This is a genomic window from Streptomyces sp. NPDC003635 (assembly GCF_053587635.1).
The window spans coordinates 1-17,109 of sequence record NZ_JBSFOK010000029.1; the positions used below are offsets into that span (position 1 = coordinate 1).

Genomic DNA, 17,109 nt, shown 5'->3' on the forward strand with positions numbered 1-17,109 from the left:
CGACAACACCAGGCCCGCACCAGCCACTACAAACGACGCGGACATATCCCCTGACCTGGCCACCAGTCACGGCAAGCACCGTTGCAGTACTAGGATGCCGCCATGAGCCAACCACTGCGGGCGGTGCTCGGTGAAGACCAGCCGATCGTGCGCGAAGGCATCGTGACCATCCTGCGCAAGGCCGGGATCGACGTCGTCGAGGCCGTCGAGGACGCGGTGGACCTGGTCCGTGCCACGGAGGAGCACCTTCCCGACGTGGTGATCACCGACATCCGGATGCCGCCGGGTCTGCAGGACGACGGTCTGCGGGCCGCGCAGAAGATCCGTGCGACATGGCCCGAGACGGCCGTGATCGTGCTCTCCCAGTTCCTGGACGCCTCCTACGCCCTCGATTTGGTGGGCGACGACCCGAGCGGAGTGGGCTATCTCCTCAAGGAGAAGGTGGCGAGCCCGCAGATCCTGATCGACGCCGTCGAGCGGGTCGTCGCGCGTGACTCGGCGCTCGACCCTGACGTGATCTCAGCCCTGCTGGGACGCAAGCGTCCGGAGGATCCGCTGGCCGCGCTGACACCGAAGGAGCGCGAGGTCCTGGCGCTGATGGCCGAGGGTCACTCCAACACCGGGATCTCCCAGAAGCTCTTCGTGAGCGTGGCCGCTGTGGAGCGGCATGTGACCGGCATCTTCATGAAGCTGGGGCTCAGTCAGACGGCCTCGGGGCAGCACCGGCGGGTCCTGGCGGTGCTGCGCTACCTCGGCCAGTAGCCCCGAAGCGACCCCGCGCGGCGGCTGACGGTCAGGGTGCGGAGCGGGTGAACAGGCTCCGCAGATCGGCGTCGAAGAGCCGGTCCTTGGCGACGAAGGACTCGATTCCCGCTGGGCGCAGTTCCTCCGGCGACCACAAGGACTTGTCGGTGGAGGTCAGCACGATCCGCGGCGGGTCGTCCTCCTCGGCCAGCCGACGCGCCACGCTCAGCCCGTCCAGGTCGGGAAGGTGCAGATCCAGCAGCAGCCCGTGGGGGTGATGTTCGCGCACCGCGGCCAGAGCCGAGGCCCCGTCCCCGGACTCCGCCACGACACGCAGGCCCCGTGCCGTCAGCAGCGTCGTGGCGATGCGGCGGAATCCGGGGTCGTCGTCGACGACGACGATGTTGATGCACATGGTCTCAGCATGCACAGCGCCCTCGCGGCCGGACCATAGGGGGAGCCCTACGGTTTGGGTGTCGCCCTCGGGGCGCCCCACCCTGAACACTGGGGCCGGGAGGTGGTCACGCGGGACGCGCCGCACCGACAGGATCCGGCCTGAGGCGAAGCCTCGACTGCCGTACACCTCCCGGCCGATGGTCTTTCGGCCAGCGGCGACTCACCGGCCGACACGACGTCTAAGGTCGACCGGTGACGAGTAGCAACACGACAGGTTTCCCCGTCCTCGACGAGACCCGTCCGGCAGCGGCGCCCGGAACCTGGCAGGAACGTCTTCGCTGGTTCGGTTACGTGGCACGCCCCGGCACCGGGGTTCGCGAGCGACTTGTTCCGCCCTTCCCGAAGCCGCCCGCCCGCCTGTGGGAGTTCACACGTGTCGCGCCGGAACGGGCGTACCGCCTCACGAAGGTGATGGAGTGGCTCGGGCCGGTACTCGTCGCCGTCCTGGCCGGGGCCATCCGCTTCTGGCACCTCGGCCGGCCGCGGGCCGTCATGTTCGACGAGACGTACTACGCCAAGGACGCCTGGTCCATGTTGCGGCTCGGATACGAGGGCACCTGGCCGGACCGCAAGATCGCCGACCCGCAGATCCTCGCCGACCCCCAGGTCATCCCGCTCTCCGATCCCGGGGCCTTCGTCGCGCACCCGCCGATGGGCAAGTGGGTGATCGCCGTCGGTGAGTGGATGTTCGGCCTGGACCCGTTCGGCTGGCGCTTCATGACGGCCGCTCTCGGCACCCTGTCGGTGCTCATGCTGTGCCGAATAGGCCGCCGCCTGTTCCGGTCGACGTTCCTGGGCTGCCTCGCCGGTGCGTTGCTGGCCATGGACGGTCTGCACGTGGTGATGAGCCGTACCGCGCTGCTGGACCTCGTCGTGATGTTCTTCGTCCTGGCCGCCTTCGGCTGTCTGCTGATCGACCGGGACCATGCCAGGGCCCGGCTCGCGGCGGCCCTGCCGGTCGGCGCGGACGGCACTGTCCGGCCGCACGCGCATACCGGTGACCGCGTCGGCACGGGGCTTCGTCCCTGGCGGCTCGCCGCCGGTGTCTGCCTGGGACTCGCGGCCTCCAGCAAATGGAACGGCCTGTACGTCCTCGTGTTCTTCGCCGTCATGACCTTGCTCTGGGACGTCGGTGCCCGCCGCGTCGCCGGGGCTCGCCGGCCGTACCGGGCCGTGCTGCGCAAGGACTTCGGCTGGTCGGCGCTCTCCCTGGTTCCGGTCGCCGCGCTGACCTATCTGGTGACCTGGACCGGCTGGTTCCTGTCGGACGACGGCTACGGCCGCCACTGGGCGGACGGCCGCGGCGGCACCTGGTCCTGGATACCCGGGCCGCTGCGCAGCCTGTGGCATTACGAGCACGGGGTCTACGAGTTCAATGTCGGGCTCCACTCCGCGCACACCTACGAGTCGAACCCGTGGAGCTGGCTGGTCCAGGGCCGGCCCGTGCTCTTCCACTACGAGTCCCCGAAACCCGGACAGGACGGCTGTCACACGGCGGCCGACTGCTCGCAGACGGTCCTCGCGCTCGGCACTCCACTGCTGTGGTGGTCGGCCTGCGCCGCCCTCGTGTACCTGCTGTTCCGCTGGGCGCTGCGCCGCGACTGGCGCGCCGGCGCCGTGCTGTGCGCGGTGGGGGCCGGCTATCTGCCGTGGTTCCTCTACCAGGACCGCACGATCTTCTCCTTCTACGCGGTCGTCTTCGTGCCGTACCTGTGTCTGGCCGTGGCGATGGCGCTGGGGGCCCTGGCGAGTCCGAAGGGCGCGTCCGACACCCGCCGTACCGTGGGCGTCGCGGCGGCGGGCGTGCTGGTTCTGCTCATCGCCTGGAACTTCGTCTACTTCTTCCCGCTCTACACCGGCCAGACGATCCCGTACCCCGAGTGGAACTCGAGAATGTGGCTCGGCACCTGGGTGTGAGACCCCCGCGAAAAGTAACCACCTTGACAGGTGACGTCTTTCCCTGCGAACCTCGCGTCACCAGTCAGAGCAGTTACTTCGCGTAAGGACCACCCATGACAGTCGTACGGTTCGATCTCGTCTCCCGGCTCAGCCAGCAGGAGGTGCTGGCGGTACTGACGGACTTCAGCCCCTCACGCGCGGAGTCCTGGCCCACGATCGACGCCGACCACTTCGAGGTGCACGATCTCGGTGACACCTGGGCCGAGGTGACCGAGGGCACCGCCGCCGCCTGGGAGCGAGCCCGCTACGAGTGGGAACCGGACGGCGACACGGTCACCATCACCACCCTGGACTCCAAGCTCTTCGGGCCCGGCGGCGGCTGGGTGTTCCGGATGACCCCCGAGGGCGACGGCACGCGGGTCGACGTCGAACTGACACGGCAGCCGGCCACCTTGAAGGGCAAGATGCTCGCCGCCCTCCTCCCACTGGCCGCCCCCGCATCCTTGCGCAAGTCTTTCGCGGGCCCCCTCCAGGGCAGGCAGGCGCCCACAGCACATTGACTCACGGCAGCTTTCCCGCCGCCCGCACGATGGACCCCGGCGCCGTCAGCCACCGCGCGCGGCCCCACCCTTTGACCGTCAAGTGACCGATGTGCGGGTTCCGTCCCAGGCGAAGAGTGAGAGTCACAGAATTCTTCCCACGGAGGGGACCCCCTGCCATGCAACGTGACCACTCACCACTGCGGGCCCGCTCGTCGTCCGACCTCGTGCCGCCGCTGCTACTGGACGTCGATCAGATGCTCGACGAGTTCACGCGAGTGCCGATGCGGGCGAGGTTCCGTTTCGACCCGGACATGGCGTCGGTGATCACGGTCGAGTTCCTGACCGGGCGAGGGCCCGGCCTCCTCTGGCACATCGGCCGCGAGCTCCTGCACCGCGGGGTGTCGTCGATGAGCGGCACGGGCGACGTCCGGATGTGGCCGACACTGCCCGGGACGCGGCCCTCGTCGTGGCTGCTGCTGGAGTCCGAGGAGGTGGAGGCCCTGTTCGAGCTCCCCACCGAGGCGCTGACGCGATGGCTCGACGCCACCTATCAAATCGTCGCGGCCGAGGCGGAGATGGACGGTCTGGACTGGGACGGCTTCCTCATGGGACTGCTCGACGGGCCAGGGGCACCGCCGGAGTGACCGACCGACCGGTCCGCGCCTGCTTCCCACTGCGTCACCTGTCAAAGCGGTGACGCAAAGGGATTGCCGTCATCACCCGGGCGCCCGGAAGCTGACACATGTGTGCCAACCCCGGCGCCCGACGACAAATGCCTTGCGACAGGCCGCGCACGCGGCGGACGAGGAGGAACGACGTGAGGACCAGTAACCCGATCTTCTCCGGCTGGGGCGCCGCCCGTGACGCGGGCCCGGCGGGCATGTACCAGCGCGAGCCCGCGCCCGCCACGGTCGGCGCAACGCCGACCGGCGACTACGGGACCAATCCCTACGCCTCGCCCGCCGCCACCCGCATGCCGGTCGGCTCGGCCGCGGTGACCATGGACGACGTGGTCGTCCGCACCGCCACGACCCTCGGCGTCGTAGCCCTGACCGCCGTACTGTCCTGGCTGCTGCTGCCCGTCGACGAGGCGAACATCGGCCGGTCCTACGGCATCGCGCTCGGCGCCGGTCTCGCCGCTGCGGTGCTGTCCCTGATCCAGGCGTTCCGGCGGGCGCCGGCTCCGGGCCTGATCCTCGGATACGCGGCGTTCGAGGGCGTCTTCCTGGGAGTGCTGTCCAGCGCGGTCTCGACCTACCTCTCGCCGGGTGTGGTCGCCCAGGCGGTACTCGGCACCCTGGCCGTCTCCGCGGGCACGCTCGTGGCGTACCGGATGCGCTGGATCCGGGTCACCCGGCGGTTCACCGGCTTCGTCCTCGCGGCCGCGACCGGATTCCTGCTGCTGCTCTTCGCCGACCTGCTCTTCTCCGCGTTCGGCGCGGGCAACGGGCTCGGTTTCCACAGCGGCATCCTCGGCATCGCCTTCGGTCTCCTCGGCATCGTGCTCGGCGCGGCTTTCCTCGCCCTGGACTTCAGGCAGATCGAGGATGCCGTCGCCTACGGCGCACCGCGCGAGGAGGCCTGGCTCGCGGCTCTCGGGCTCACCATGACACTGGTGTGGATCTACCTGGAGGTGCTGCGCGTGCTGACCCTCTTCAACAGCGACAACTGAAGCCTGTCGACGAACGCCTCAGGGGCATGCGCGGTGCGCATGCCCCTGAGGCGTTTTCCGGACGCGTTTCCGCATGGCCCGAACTCCGTACCGGGCCACGCTCGTTGCCATGACGAAGCCCTCGGAAACCACGAGAACGCAAGGACGGGAGAGAGGTCCCATGAGCCTCCACGAGCAGTGCCTGTACGAGGACGGCGGGGTGAACCTGGGTCCGGCCTTCAAGGCGGACGCCCCCCAGCGGTACGCCCGGCTGCGCGAACTCGGCCCCATCCACCCGGCCCACTTCCACCTCGGTCTGCGCGGCTGGGTGGTCGTCGGCCACGACCTGGCCCGGGAGGCCCTCACGCACCCGGGCCTCCTCAAGGACTCCACGCCCGCCGCCGAGGCCCTGGCCGCCGCCGGATACGTCCTCAACAAGCCGTCCGTGGGGCTGGGCGCACAGATGCTCGAGGCCGATCCGCCCGAGCACGGCCGCCTGCGCCGGCTGGCCGCGGCCGCCTTCACCGCGCGCCGCACGGCGGAACTCGCCCCGCGCGTCGAGCAGATCGCCCACGACCTGCTCGACGCCCTGCCACGGACCGGCGAGACCGACCTCGTCGAGGCCTTCAACGCGCCGCTGCCCGCCACCGTGATCGCCGAACTCCTCGGCATCCCCGAGCAGTACCACGCGGACTTCCGCCGCTGGTCGAGCCACGCCCTCCAGGTCACCTCGCCCGAGCACCGCCCTGCGCTGGCCGCCCTGCACGGCCTCCTGACCGACCTGATCGCGGACAAGCGGCGTGCTCCCCGCGACGACCTGCTGTCCGCCCTCGTCGGCGTCCGCGACGAGCGGGACGGCCGGCTGTCCGAGGAGGAACTGGTGGGCACCGCCCTGATGCTCGTCGTCGCGGGCCATGAGAGCACGGTGAACCTGCTCGGCAACGCCACCCTGGCTCTGCTGCAACACCCCGACCAGCTCAGGCTCTTGCGCGAACGGCCGGCGCTGATGCCCTCCGCGGTCGAGGAGTTCCTGCGTCACGACACCTCCGTCGAGCGGTCCACGAGCCGCTACGCGGCCCACGACCTGGAACTGGGCGGAGTGCTCATCCCGCGGGGAGGCATCGTCGTCGTGGCTCTCGGCTCGGCCGGCCACGACGCCCCGCAGGCCGACGACACCGACCCCATGGTCCTCGACGTGACCCGGCCCGGCGCCCGCCATCTGGCCTTCGGACACGGTATCCATCACTGCCTGGGCGCCCCCCTGGCCCGGCTGGAGACCGCCGTCGCCCTGCGGACCCTGCTGTCCCGCGTCCCGGAGCTGGAACTGGCCGTGCCGGTGGAGTCGTTGGAGTGGATCGGCTCCGGCATCATCCGCGGCGTACGGTCCCTGCCGGTGCGCTACCACCTCGGCTGACCGTCGTGCCACCCGACCCGCACAACGGCAAGTCCCGGCCCGCGCCACGGGGCGCGGGCCGGGACGGCACCGGAAAGGGTACGGCGGTCAGACGGTGCGGGTCCGCAGTTGGCGGGTCTTCCAGCCCAGCAGGCCGGCCTGGGCGATGAAGAACACCCCACCGCCCGTGGCGTAGACGGACAGCACGTCGAGCGAGGGATCGTCACCCGCCGCCTGGATGTTGTAGAAGACGCCGACGAGGAAGGACAGTCCGCCCGCGATCAGCATCGGCCTCTGCTTGCCCAGCTCGGGGCCGCGCCGCTGGAGCCCGACGACCACCTGGGCGGCGCCGGATACGACGGCCCAGGCGCCGAACACATGGAGCACCGGGACGACGCCACCGGCCCCGGCGATGCCGACCGCGACGGCCGCGAGCGTGCTCAGCACGCCGTTGAACGCCGTGACCCGGCGCTCCGAGCCGTCGGGCAGGGCGCGGTGGTCGATCAGTGAGGACACCGCGTCGATGAGCGGGTAGACCACCAGCAGGGTGATCGCCACGGCGTCGACGTCCTCGTGGGCTCCGGCGAACGCCAGCGCCCACGCCACGGCCAGGACGCCGCGGCCCAGGTACAGCCTCAGCAGAGAGGAGCGGCTCTCGGTCAGCGCCGAGTCCGTCGGCGTCGTGGCCTGCGTGCTCATGATGGTTCGGCCTTTCTCAGGTCATAGGTGTCGAAGGTCCGGTCAGTGCCGGGAGGGGGAGACGCAGCGGAAACTGGCGGCGGCGTCCGGGTCGCCGTAGCCCTGGTAGCGGGACATCTTGGGGTAGCTGCACAGGTTGCGGGCGAGCTGTTCGCCGTCGGCGTTGACGAGGGTGGCGGGCAGCGTCTTGGGCGCCTTGCCGTGCTCGACCCAGGCGGTCAGAGCGGCGAGGCCGTCGGCCGAGCCGTCCTGACCGTTGAGGCCGCAGTGGTTGGTGCCGGGGGCGAGGAAGAGACGGTGGAAGTCGTCGACCTTCTTGGCGCCGCCCATCTCGCGCTCGACCTGCTCGCGGTAGTCCACGGTGCCCTGGGTCGGGATGAACTCGTCGGCCTGCCCGTGCCAGGTCAGCAGCTTGCCGCCGGACTTGCGGAAGGCGGACAGGTCCGGGTCGGCCGTACCGATGACCTCGTCGTACTCGGCCCGGGACTGCTGGAACAGCTGGGTGAACTCGCCGTAGGTGACCGTGGAGAGGTCGAAAGACGGGTCCTTCTTCACCCAGTACGACAGCCAGGCCGCGGGCACCGGGAAGGGGGCGCCCTTGATGACGCCGTCGGGGTCGGGCGCGCTGGAGGCCAGGCCCCTCAGGTCGGCGCCGACCGGGACGCCGGGCCAGAGCTTCTTGCCCGTGGTGGTGCGCGGGCCGTCCCAGATCTTGCGTACCACGGCCGCGTCGGCCGCCGTGATGGTCAGCTCCTCGCCGTTGCACACGACCTTGGTGCCGATCAGCCGCCGGGGGTCGAAGTCGCACCGGGAGGCGTCGTTGACGAGGCCGTCCCTGGCGCCGTCGAGCGGGTCGCAGGCCTTGACGGCGGCGTTGGTGAAGGCGTCGAGCTCGCAACCCGTGGGATAGGTCCGCTCGTTGTTCATGACGACCTGCGGCCAGAGTGTGGCGACCTCGTACTCGGCCCAGCTGACGGCGGGCGCGTCGGCGAGGATGCCGTCGTAGTCCTCGGGGTAGCGCTGGGCTTCCATGTAGCCCTGGCGTCCGCCGGTCGAGCAGCCGGTGAAGTAGGAGTAGGCGGCGCTCCTGCCGTAGACCGCGCCGACGACCTGCTTGCCGACCACGGCTGCCTCGTGCTGGGAGCGGGAGGCGAAGTTCTTCAGCAGGGCGGTGTTGACCTGTCCCTCACCGTTCAGTGCCCAGCTGGTGTCGAGGACGTCACCGACGCCGGCGTCGGTGGTGGTGGCCGCATAGCCGTTCTTGACGGCGGTGGCCAGATCGACGCCGTTGTCCCCGGCCCGGTAGGCAGCGCCCCCGAGCCCCTGGAAGCGGCCGTTCCAGCCCTGCTCGGGCAGCCAGGTGCGCACCGTGGCGTGGTCGTCGGCGCCGGGGTGGGAGATGGTGGTGGTCACCTCGCAGAAGGCCGGCACACCGCTGACCTCTCCCCCCAGCAGGCCGGTGCCCTTGACGGTGCCGCCCGGCCGGCTGACCGCCGTCACGGACTCCACCTCGGTGCCGGCCGGGGCCTTCACCGTCACCGGGCCACAGTTGAAGGGGTGGGCGGCGTCGGCCGACGCCGTCGGCAGGTACACCGCCGCGGTCAGTGGCACGCCGGCCGCGAGGGCAACCAGAAGTCGTCTCATGGGATTCCGTCCAAGAAGTAGGTGTGCGCCTCGACCGGGCGGCACATATGTACAACTCTGATCAGGCAATGGATGTACGACAACAGTCAGTTGACGGTCCGCGCACCCGGCCCTCGAAGGGGATCAGGTACGAACGTGTTAGGTCATTCGGCGGTCGAGGTGTGCCCGGGGGGTCACCTCTTGTCCGCGCTTTCGTCGCGCTCCTCGCCCAGCCACTTCGAGTGGTACCGCCGCGCCCAGGACCGGCTCACGTAACCGGTGCGCATCCCGAGCCGCGCCTCCGGCTCCTCCATGGCCCGGCGCACGTGCTCGCATACGGCGATGGTGATGGCCCAGGCCAGCACGTCGTGGACGAAGATCGCGCTGGTGCGGGAGAGGGAGGGCAGAAACTCCATGAACCACATCAGCAGGCCGGTGAACATCATGACCAGCACGGCGCCGGCGATCCAGCCCGCGTAGACCTTCTGCCCCGCGTTGAACTTGCCGGCCGGGCGTGCCTCGGGCGAGGTTCTGCGGTTGCGTACCGCTCGCAGCCACTGCCGGTCGTACGACGCGAAGCGGTTCAGTCTGCGCAGGTCCGCGCGGAACTCCGCGGAGAGGAGCCCGAGGAGGAAGGGCAGCGGCAGCAGGATGCCCGACCATTCGTGAACCGTGATCATGAGGTGCCGCCGCCCGACCAGCAGGGCGAGCGGGCTGATGTACAGGCATGCGGCGGTGATCAGGCACAGCAGCATCAGGTAGCCGGTGGCGCGGTGGACCAGGCGCTCGGCGGTGCTGAAGCGGCGCACCCGGCCGGAGGAGTCAGGCTCCGTCGCCGTCCCGGTCGGCGCCGTCGAGCCAGCCGTCGATCGCATATCCGCGTTCCTCCCAATAGCCCGGGATCACCTTGTCGGTGACCGATATGCCGGACAGCCACTTGGCCGACTTGTAGAAGTACATGGGCGCCACATACAGGCGGACGGGTCCGCCGTGCGCGTGGGTGACGGGCTTGTCCTGCATCTTCAGAGCCACCAGGACGTCCGAGCGGCGGGCCTGTTCCAGGGTGAGGCTCTCGGTGTAGGCGCCGTCGAAACAGGTGAAGCGGATCGCCGTACCCGGCGAGCGCACCCCGGCGGCGTCGAGAAGGTCCGCCAACTTCACCCCCTCGAAGGGTGTTTGGTTCACGCGCCAGCCGTCGGTGCACAGCACGTCGTGGACGACCCGGGTCTGCGGCAGCGCGCGCAGATCGCCGAGGGTGTAGGTCTTGGGTCGGTCGACCAGTCCGTCGACCCGCAGCGTGTAGTTCGTCTCGTCCTTGTGGGGCACGGAACCGACGACGCTGTAGTACCGGAATCCGCCCGGATTGGGCAGCAGGCCGGTGAGGCCGGTCGAGTCGACCTCGGAGGCGGCGGCGAGGACGTTCTCCCAGCCGCGCTGGAGATAGGGCGCGGCGGCGAGCCCGGCGGCCCCCGCACCGAGCATGCCGAGCATCGCCCGCCGCGCCACCGGCGCGCCCTCGGCCCCTGGTTTCGACTGTCCTGCCATGGTCAGTGTGCTCCTTCAGACGGCGGGTCCACACGTGTGAACGCCATCGGCCGAGCACCGCGACGTCACCGGTTAAACTGGTGACGATCGTGGCACACCGCCACGGCGGCCGTCAACCGGGGGTCCCCACACATGTGCGGGAAGCACGCGACGCGGGCTGCTACGCTGGCCCGCGACACAGACCTTCGATCGAGGAGTCGCAGACGTGGTGGGTGACGACGACATCTCCGGGTGAGATCCGGATCTGACGGCCACCGGCCGGCGCGGAGAGCGCTGCCGAGGTGGTCCGCTTCGTCGTACCCCCTTTCCCCACGTCTGCCCAGGGCAGAGATACGAGTCCTGCCCCTCCGTACCTTCGAGGTCACTGCCATGTCCGACGCCGCCGTCGTCTGCTCGAACCTGTCCTTCGCCTGGCCCGACGACACCCCGGTCTTCCAGGACCTGTCCTTCTCCGTGCCCCCGGGCCGTACCGGCCTGGTCGCCCCCAACGGCTCCGGCAAGAGCACCCTGCTCAAGCTGATCGCCGGTGAACTCAAGCCCGCCACCGGCTCGGTGACGGTCACCGGGACGCTGGGCCACCTCCCGCAGAGCCTGCCCCTGACCGGCGATCTCACGGTCGCGGAGGTCATCGGCGTCGCCGAGGTGATCCGCGCCCTGGACGCCGTCGAGTCCGGAGACGTCAGCGAGGAACACTTCACCACCATCGGCGACGACTGGGACATCGAGGAGCGCACCCGCGCCCAGCTCGACCGCCTGGGCCTCGCCGGCCTCACCCTGGACCGCAGGCTCAGCACCCTCAGCGGCGGCCAGGTCGTCTCGCTCGGGCTCGCCGCCCAACTCCTCAAGCGCCCCGAGGTGTTGCTGCTGGACGAACCCACCAACAACCTCGACCTGGAGGCCCGGCACCAGCTGTACGACGTCCTGTCCGACTTCACCGGCTGTCTGCTCCTGGTCAGCCACGACCGCGCCCTGCTCGACCGCATGGAACGCGTCGCCGAACTCGGCAGCGGCGAACTGCGCCTGTACGGAGGCAACTTCACGGAGTACGAGGAAGCCGTCCGGGCCGAGCAGGAGGTCGCCGAGAAGAACGTCCGCAACGCCGAGCAGGAACTGAAGCGAGAGAAGCGGGAGATGCAGCAGGCCCGCGAACGCGCCGAGCGCCGCGCGAGCAACGCCGCCCGCAACCTCGGCAACGCGGGCCTGCCCCGCATCTTCGCGGGCAACATGAAACGGGGTGCGCAGGAGTCCGCGGGCCGGTCCGGCCAGATGCACGCCTCCCGGGTCAGTGAGGCCAAGGCCCGCCTCGACGAGGCCGGGCGCGCCCTGCGCAACGAACAGCGCATCACCCTGGAGCTGCCCGACACCCACGTGCCCGCCGGACGCAACCTCTTCTTCGGCAAGGGCCTGCGGATCCGGCTCGGGGGCACGCCCGTCTTCGCGGCGGGCGGGCTCGACCTGACCGTCCGGGGGCCCGAACGCATCGCACTCACCGGACCCAACGGCGCGGGCAAGAGCACCCTGCTGCGGCTGATCACCGGCGAACTCGCCCCGGACAGCGGGGAGATCAAGCGCGGCGACGGCCGCGTCGCCTACCTCTCGCAGCGCCTGGACCTGCTGAACCCGGACCGCACCGTGGCGGAGAACTTCGCCGCGTTCGCCCCCGAGCGACCCGAGGCGGAGCGGATGAACCTCCTCGCCCGCTTCCTCTTCCGCGGGGCGCGGGCCCACCTGCCGGTCGGGGTGCTGTCCGGAGGTGAGCGGCTGCGCGCCACCCTGGCCTGCGTACTGTGCGCCGAACCGGCCCCCCAGCTCCTCCTGCTCGACGAGCCGACCAACAACCTCGACCTGGTCAGCGCGGCCCAGCTGGAGAGCGCGCTCAACTCCTACCAGGGCGCCTTCATCGTCGTCAGCCACGACGAGCGGTTCCTCGCCGAGATCGGCGTCAACCGCCGGCTGCGACTGGCCGACGGGCAGCTCAAGGAGACGGGCGCACCCGAGGTGTGACCCGTCGGCGTGTGCAGTGGCCCGCGTCCGAGGCTCCGTGCCCGGCGGGCCGTACATCGATCACGTTGGACGGTTCCCCATGCCACAGCCCGCTCTGCTCGCCCACGACATCGTCCGCGACCTCGGCGGCCGACGCGTCCTCGACGGCGTCTCCCTGACCGCCTCCCCCGGCCGCCGCCTCGGCCTGATCGGGGAGAACGGCGTCGGCAAGTCCACCCTGCTACGGGTGCTCGCCGGCGCGGACGAGCCCGACTCCGGAAGCGTCACCCGCCCCGCCGACCTCGGCTTCCTCCACCAGGAAATGCCCTTCGACGCCCACGCCACGATCGCCGAGGTGCTCAACGAGGCACTGCGCGAGGCCCGCGAGGACCTCGCCGAGCTGGACCGGCTCGGCGAGGCACTCGCGCGTCTTGCCGAGGACGACCCCGGGCACCAGGAACTCCTCGACGCCTACGGCAGCCGCCTCGAACAGGCCCAGGACCGGGAGTCCTGGGACGCCGACCGCCGGGCCGCCATGGTGCTGGACGGACTGGGCCTCGCCGCGTTCGGGCACGACCGCGCACTCGGCTCGCTCTCCGGCGGACAGCGCGGCCGGCTGGCCCTGGCCGCGCTGCTCGTCCGGCGGCCTTCGGCCCTGCTGCTGGACGAGCCGACCAACCACCTCGACGACGGCGCCGCCGACTTCCTGGAGGAACAGGTGCGCGCTCTGCCCGGGACCGTAGTGGTCGCCAGCCACGACCGCGCCTTACTCGACGCCGTGTGCACCGACCTGATCGACCTCGACCCGGCGGTGGACGGCCCGGTCCGCTACGGCGGCGACTACAGCGCCTACCTGTCCGAGAAGCGCGCCGAGCGGGAACGCTGGGAGCGGCGATACGCCGAGGAGCAGGAGGAGTTGGCGGAGCTGCGCCACTCGGCGGGAGTCACCGCGCACCGGCTCGCCCCGGACCGGGGCCGCACCGACAACGAGAAGATGGCTACGGGCACCGGGCCGGACGGGTGCAGAACCAGATCTCCCGCCGGGTCCGCAACGCCGCCCGACGACTGGACGAACTCGAGCGCACCCAGGTCGCCGAGCCGCCGCGCCCCTTGCGCTTCACGGCCGGAGAACTGGCGGCCCGCGCCGAGGACTCCCGGCCCTTGATCTCCTTGCGCGACGCACGGGTGCCCGGCCGACTCGCTCTGTCCGGCCTGGAGGTGTCGGCGACGGACCGGCTGCTGGTCACGGGCGGCAACGGCGCGGGCAAGTCGACTCTGCTGGCCGTACTCGCCGGGCGCCTGCGCGCCGAGGGCGAGGTGCACCGGCCCCGGCGGCTGACGGTGGGGCTGCTCACCCAGGACACCGTCTTCGAGCGGCCGGAGCGCACCGTCCGGGACACCTACGAGCTGTCGCTGGGCGAGCGGCGCGCCGAGAAGGTACCGCTGGCCTCCCTCGGACTGATGCACGAGGCCGACCTGGGCAAGCCGGTCGGACAGCTGTCCGTCGGCCAGCGCCGCCGGCTCGCGCTGGCCCTCCTCGTGGCCCGTCCGCCCCAGCTTCTCCTGCTCGACGAACCCACCAACCACCTCTCCCCGCGGCTGTGCGACGAACTGGAGTCGGCGCTGGGCCCGGGCCCAGGCGCGATCGTCGTGGCCAGCCACGACCGCTGGCTGCGCCGACGCTGACAGGGCCGCGAGCTCAGACTGGAGCGGGGGCGCAGTCACCGGGAGGGCCGCTCCTGACCTGCACCGACAGCGCGAGAGGACGTCCTGCCACCAGGTGGGGCGTCCTGTCGGGTCCCAGGACTTCTTGCACCCCGCCCGAGTCACCTGTCAAGATGGTGATGTGAATCTTGACCATGTATTCGTGTGCGGACACCCGGCGCTCGACTTCGCGGCCACCCTCCGAGCCAGGCGCTCGACCCGGTTCGAGATGTTCGTGACCCCGGAGCGGCTGAATGCCTGGTACCTGGAGTCCGGTCTCGTGGACACCATCACCCCCGGCGACGAGATCGACGTGCGTGCGGCCACGACGCTGCGCGAGGCCATCTACCGGCTCGTCACCGACCGCCGGCTCGGCGAGGAGTTCGACGCGACGGCGCTCGACACCGTCAACACCGCCGCGCGCAAGACCCCGGTGACGCCCCAGCTCACCAAGGCCGGACGGCGCACCGAGGCCACGCCTGAACAGGCGCTCGCGACCGTCGCCCGGCAGGCCGTCGAACTCCTCAGCGGACCGGACGTCCCCCTGATGAAGGAGTGCAGCAACCCCGAGTGCACACGCGTCTACATCGACCGCTCCCGGGGCATGCGGCGCGAGTGGTGCGGCATGGAGTCCTGCGGCAACAAGATCAAGGCCGCCGCGTACCGGGCCCGCAAGAAGGCGGCCACGACCGCCTGAGGTGTCAGGGGTCCAGGGCGCCGCGCTCCCGGTAGTCCCGCGGTGAGGTCCCCATCACACGTTTGAAGGCGGTACTCAACGCGCTGTCCGAGCCGTAGCCGACCGAGTGCGCGATGGCCGTGAGGGTCTCCCCGCCCTGGCGGAGCCGCTTGGCCGCCAGCTCGATCCGCCAGGCCGTGAGGTACTCGTACGGACTTTGCCCGACCGCCTTCTTGAACCGCTCGGCGAGCGCGGTGCGGGACACCGAACCCGCGTGCGCCAGTTCGGCGACCGTCCACGGGCGAGCCGGGTCCCGGTGCACGCAGGCCAGCGCCGCGGCGACCGCCGGGTCGGCCAGACCCGCGAGCCAGCCGGGACCGGCATGCTCCCCGCCGGCCAGGTGGAACCGCAGCACGCGGACGAGCATGACGATCGCGAGGTGCCCCGCGATCAGGTCGGCGCCCATCCGCCGCTGCCGCAGCTCCTCGTCGATCGCGTCCAGCACCCACCCGACCGTCTCGGCCCGGCCCGTGCCGGCCGGCAGGTGGAGGACCGGTGGGAGTCCGTCGAGGAGCAGTTCCCGCGCCCGTAGACCGAAGGAGAAACGCCCACCCAGTAGGTGCACGTCCTCCCCCTCGCCCGCCCGGGCCACACCCGCGTCGGCCTTGGCGAAGAGCGACCGCGCCGGTACGGCCGGAACCTCCGGCTCGCTGCGGAGCGTGAAAGCACGTCCCTGGGTCAGCAAGAAGCAGTCGCCCGCCGACAGCTCGACCGGCTTCGGCACCCCCTCGACCTCCAGCAGGCAGCTCCCGCGCCGGACGGCGTTGAACTTCACACCGGGAGGCGGCGGGAACGCGACCGCCCACCGGCCGCCCGCCACCAGGCCGGCCGAGAGATGACCGCGCGTGTCGAGCAACGCGAGGACGTCCTCCAGCGGATCCACGCCGTCTTCCTCCCCTTGGCCGCGGACGCGTGTCCCGGTCCGCCGCCCACGTCGGGCGGGACCGGCGCAACGAGCCTACTGGCGTGGACGAGCGCGCAAGTCTCCCGGACGTCCGAACATGGTGCCCAGGGGGTCACGCTCTCTACTCTGATGAGCGGGAAAAGCGAGACATGTCTCTTCCCGCACGATGGCGTGCAGACACGTGTGCTCCTTCCCGCCTCCTCGTCCCGGAGCTCCACTGCCCCGAACCAGAGGCGTGCGCCCGCATGCGCCGCCGGTTCCCTTCGAGAAAGTCGTCTCCACATGAGCAGCGCGCTGCTCAACGTCCCCGTCATCCTGCTCGTCCACGGTGCCTGGCACGGCTCCTGGTGCTGGGAGCTGCTGGCTCCCGAACTCACCTCGCTCGGCTGGCGGGTGGAGACCGTCGACCTTCCGAGCGCGTCGGCCGACCCCCGCAACACAGCCGGGATGTACGACGACGCCCGCGTCGTGCGCGCCAAGCTGGCCGGGCTCGACGGCCCGGTGACGGTCCTCGCGCACTCCTACGGCGGGCTGCCCGTGACCGAGGCCGGGGCCGCTCCCCACGTGTCCCGACTGGTCTACCTCTCCGCCTTCCAACTGGACGAGGGCGATTCCCTGTCCGGCCTGAGCGGCGGTGCCCTGCCCAGCGGCGAGACCGGCACCCTGCCCGCCCACGAGGACGCGAGGAACCACCTGTACGCGGACGTCCGGGACGACGTGGCACGGCGGGCGGTCGACCGTCTGGTGCCGCAGACCGTCAAGTCCTTCAGCGAACCCTTGACCACCGCGGCCTGGAAGTCGGTGCCGTCCACCTACATCGTCTGCGAGCAGGACCGCGCGGTGGATCCCGGATTGCAGGAGCAGCTGGCGGCACGCTCGGAGCGGTCGTACCGGATCGCGGCCGGTCATTCCCCCTTCCTGTCGCTGCCGGTGGAACTGGCCCGGCTGATCACGAAGGACGCGGAGCAGTGACGAGGGCGCGCCGACGGCCCTGAGGGGGACTCGGGCCGTCGGCGCGGGAACGGGGGTGGACCGCGAAAGACGTCCTCGGCGAGTCCGCGGCCACCCAGCATCCTCACGGACTCATGAGGATGGCGAACAGCTCGGTTCGGGACGCATCACACGTGTGCCTACGCGAGAACCCGTACATGTGAGCGTCCGCCATGTTGCGCGAAGCAGCCGAGATTGTCGAGCCGCGAGCCCTTTCCGTCGGACGCCCGCCCGCTTGAC

At 70.8% G+C, this 17,109-nt stretch carries 15 protein-coding genes and 1 pseudogene; 10 read left to right on the forward strand and 6 right to left on the reverse strand.

Annotated elements, in window-relative coordinates:
- Positions 1 to 102 precede the first annotated feature (102 nt).
- The gene (locus ACWDRW_RS25000; RefSeq protein WP_451726267.1) at positions 103 to 762 is read left to right on the forward strand and encodes a response regulator transcription factor; all 660 of its coding nucleotides are present in this window, start codon (positions 103 to 105) and stop codon (positions 760 to 762) included.
- Positions 763 to 793: 31 nt separating this feature from the next.
- On the opposite strand, the gene ACWDRW_RS25005 is transcribed toward ACWDRW_RS25000, so the two are convergent.
- A complete protein-coding gene (locus ACWDRW_RS25005; protein ID WP_451726268.1) occupies positions 794 to 1,159 on the reverse strand; it encodes a response regulator in 366 nt (121 codons plus the stop codon).
- A 233-nt stretch (positions 1,160 to 1,392) separates the two neighbouring features.
- Between ACWDRW_RS25005 and ACWDRW_RS25010 the strand changes: the two genes are divergently transcribed.
- The 5 genes from ACWDRW_RS25010 (at position 1,393) to ACWDRW_RS25030 (ending at position 6,706) form a co-directional block, all read left to right on the forward strand.
- A complete protein-coding gene (locus ACWDRW_RS25010) occupies positions 1,393 to 3,117 on the forward strand; it encodes a dolichyl-phosphate-mannose--protein mannosyltransferase (RefSeq protein WP_451726269.1) in 1,725 nt (574 codons plus the stop codon).
- Between the two features lie 95 nt (positions 3,118 to 3,212).
- Complete coding sequence (locus ACWDRW_RS25015; protein ID WP_451726270.1) at positions 3,213 to 3,659, forward strand: hypothetical protein; 447 nt, start codon at positions 3,213 to 3,215, stop codon at positions 3,657 to 3,659.
- Positions 3,660 to 3,817: 158 nt separating this feature from the next.
- A complete protein-coding gene (locus ACWDRW_RS25020; protein ID WP_451726271.1) occupies positions 3,818 to 4,285 on the forward strand; it encodes an SsgA family sporulation/cell division regulator in 468 nt (155 codons plus the stop codon).
- 173 nt (positions 4,286 to 4,458) lie between these two features.
- The gene (locus ACWDRW_RS25025; RefSeq protein WP_451726272.1) at positions 4,459 to 5,313 is read left to right on the forward strand and encodes a Bax inhibitor-1/YccA family protein; all 855 of its coding nucleotides are present in this window, start codon (positions 4,459 to 4,461) and stop codon (positions 5,311 to 5,313) included.
- Positions 5,314 to 5,473: 160 nt separating this feature from the next.
- Positions 5,474 to 6,706: a cytochrome P450 family protein gene (locus tag ACWDRW_RS25030; RefSeq protein WP_451726273.1), complete on the forward strand. Its 1,233-nt coding sequence runs from the start codon at positions 5,474 to 5,476 to the stop codon at positions 6,704 to 6,706.
- An 87-nt stretch (positions 6,707 to 6,793) separates the two neighbouring features.
- Here ACWDRW_RS25030 and ACWDRW_RS25035 read toward each other — a convergent pair whose 3' ends face one another.
- The 4 genes from ACWDRW_RS25035 to ACWDRW_RS25050 form a co-directional block, all read right to left on the reverse strand.
- Positions 6,794 to 7,384 carry a DUF308 domain-containing protein gene (locus ACWDRW_RS25035; RefSeq protein ID WP_451726274.1) on the reverse strand — a complete coding sequence of 197 codons (591 nt, stop codon included), beginning with the start codon at positions 7,382 to 7,384 and terminating at the stop codon, positions 6,794 to 6,796.
- A gap of 42 nt (positions 7,385 to 7,426) precedes the next feature.
- Positions 7,427 to 9,028 carry a tannase/feruloyl esterase family alpha/beta hydrolase gene (locus ACWDRW_RS25040; protein ID WP_451726275.1) on the reverse strand — a complete coding sequence of 534 codons (1,602 nt, stop codon included), beginning with the start codon at positions 9,026 to 9,028 and terminating at the stop codon, positions 7,427 to 7,429.
- A 173-nt stretch (positions 9,029 to 9,201) separates the two neighbouring features.
- Positions 9,202 to 9,882, reverse strand: a complete 681-nt coding sequence (locus ACWDRW_RS25045; protein WP_451726276.1) for a cytochrome b/b6 domain-containing protein — start codon at positions 9,880 to 9,882, stop codon at positions 9,202 to 9,204.
- Entirely contained in the window at positions 9,830 to 10,552 is a 723-nt protein-coding gene (locus ACWDRW_RS25050) for a molybdopterin-dependent oxidoreductase (RefSeq protein WP_451726277.1), read from the reverse strand. The genes ACWDRW_RS25045 and ACWDRW_RS25050 overlap by 53 nt, the downstream gene beginning before the upstream one ends.
- 369 nt (positions 10,553 to 10,921) lie before the next feature.
- On the opposite strand from ACWDRW_RS25050, the gene abc-f reads away from it, so the two are divergent.
- The 3 genes and pseudogenes from abc-f (at position 10,922) to ACWDRW_RS25065 (ending at position 14,936) form a co-directional block, all read left to right on the forward strand.
- On the forward strand, positions 10,922 to 12,556 hold the full coding sequence (abc-f, locus tag ACWDRW_RS25055) for a ribosomal protection-like ABC-F family protein (RefSeq protein ID WP_451726278.1): 1,635 nt from the start codon (positions 10,922 to 10,924) through the stop codon (positions 12,554 to 12,556).
- A 79-nt stretch (positions 12,557 to 12,635) separates the two neighbouring features.
- Positions 12,636 to 14,221 (forward strand): annotated as a pseudogene (locus ACWDRW_RS25060) (ABC-F family ATP-binding cassette domain-containing protein).
- Between the two features lie 160 nt (positions 14,222 to 14,381).
- Positions 14,382 to 14,936, forward strand: coding sequence for a CGNR zinc finger domain-containing protein (locus tag ACWDRW_RS25065; protein WP_451726279.1), 555 nt, complete (start codon positions 14,382 to 14,384; stop codon positions 14,934 to 14,936).
- A gap of 4 nt (positions 14,937 to 14,940) precedes the next feature.
- Here the strand turns inward: ACWDRW_RS25065 and ACWDRW_RS25070 are convergent, their stop codons facing one another.
- Positions 14,941 to 15,858, reverse strand: coding sequence for an AraC family transcriptional regulator (locus ACWDRW_RS25070; protein ID WP_451726280.1), 918 nt, complete (start codon positions 15,856 to 15,858; stop codon positions 14,941 to 14,943).
- A 303-nt stretch (positions 15,859 to 16,161) separates the two neighbouring features.
- On the opposite strand from ACWDRW_RS25070, the gene ACWDRW_RS25075 reads away from it, so the two are divergent.
- Positions 16,162 to 16,851 (forward strand): alpha/beta fold hydrolase, encoded by a 690-nt coding sequence (locus ACWDRW_RS25075; RefSeq protein WP_451726281.1) that lies wholly within the window; start codon positions 16,162 to 16,164, stop codon positions 16,849 to 16,851.
- Positions 16,852 to 17,109: the final 258 nt, after the last annotated feature.

Excerpts from the sequence above, each read along its gene's own strand:
- ACWDRW_RS25075 (WP_451726281.1), top strand. The coding sequence starts at position 16,162 with ATGAGCAGCGCGCTGCTCAACGTCCCCGTCATCCTGCTCGTCCACGGT.
- ACWDRW_RS25045 (WP_451726276.1), bottom strand. The coding sequence starts at position 9,882 with ATGCGATCGACGGCTGGCTCGACGGCGCCGACCGGGACGGCGACGGAG.
- ACWDRW_RS25050 (WP_451726277.1), bottom strand. The coding sequence starts at position 10,552 with ATGGCAGGACAGTCGAAACCAGGGGCCGAGGGCGCGCCGGTGGCGCGG.
- ACWDRW_RS25035 (WP_451726274.1), bottom strand. The coding sequence starts at position 7,384 with ATGAGCACGCAGGCCACGACGCCGACGGACTCGGCGCTGACCGAGAGC.
- ACWDRW_RS25030 (WP_451726273.1), top strand. The coding sequence starts at position 5,474 with ATGAGCCTCCACGAGCAGTGCCTGTACGAGGACGGCGGGGTGAACCTG.
- ACWDRW_RS25015 (WP_451726270.1), top strand. The coding sequence starts at position 3,213 with ATGACAGTCGTACGGTTCGATCTCGTCTCCCGGCTCAGCCAGCAGGAG.
- ACWDRW_RS25040 (WP_451726275.1), bottom strand. The coding sequence starts at position 9,028 with ATGAGACGACTTCTGGTTGCCCTCGCGGCCGGCGTGCCACTGACCGCG.
- ACWDRW_RS25000 (WP_451726267.1), top strand. The coding sequence starts at position 103 with ATGAGCCAACCACTGCGGGCGGTGCTCGGTGAAGACCAGCCGATCGTG.
- abc-f (WP_451726278.1), top strand. The coding sequence starts at position 10,922 with ATGTCCGACGCCGCCGTCGTCTGCTCGAACCTGTCCTTCGCCTGGCCC.
- ACWDRW_RS25005 (WP_451726268.1), bottom strand. The coding sequence starts at position 1,159 with ATGTGCATCAACATCGTCGTCGTCGACGACGACCCCGGATTCCGCCGC.
- ACWDRW_RS25020 (WP_451726271.1), top strand. The coding sequence starts at position 3,818 with ATGCAACGTGACCACTCACCACTGCGGGCCCGCTCGTCGTCCGACCTC.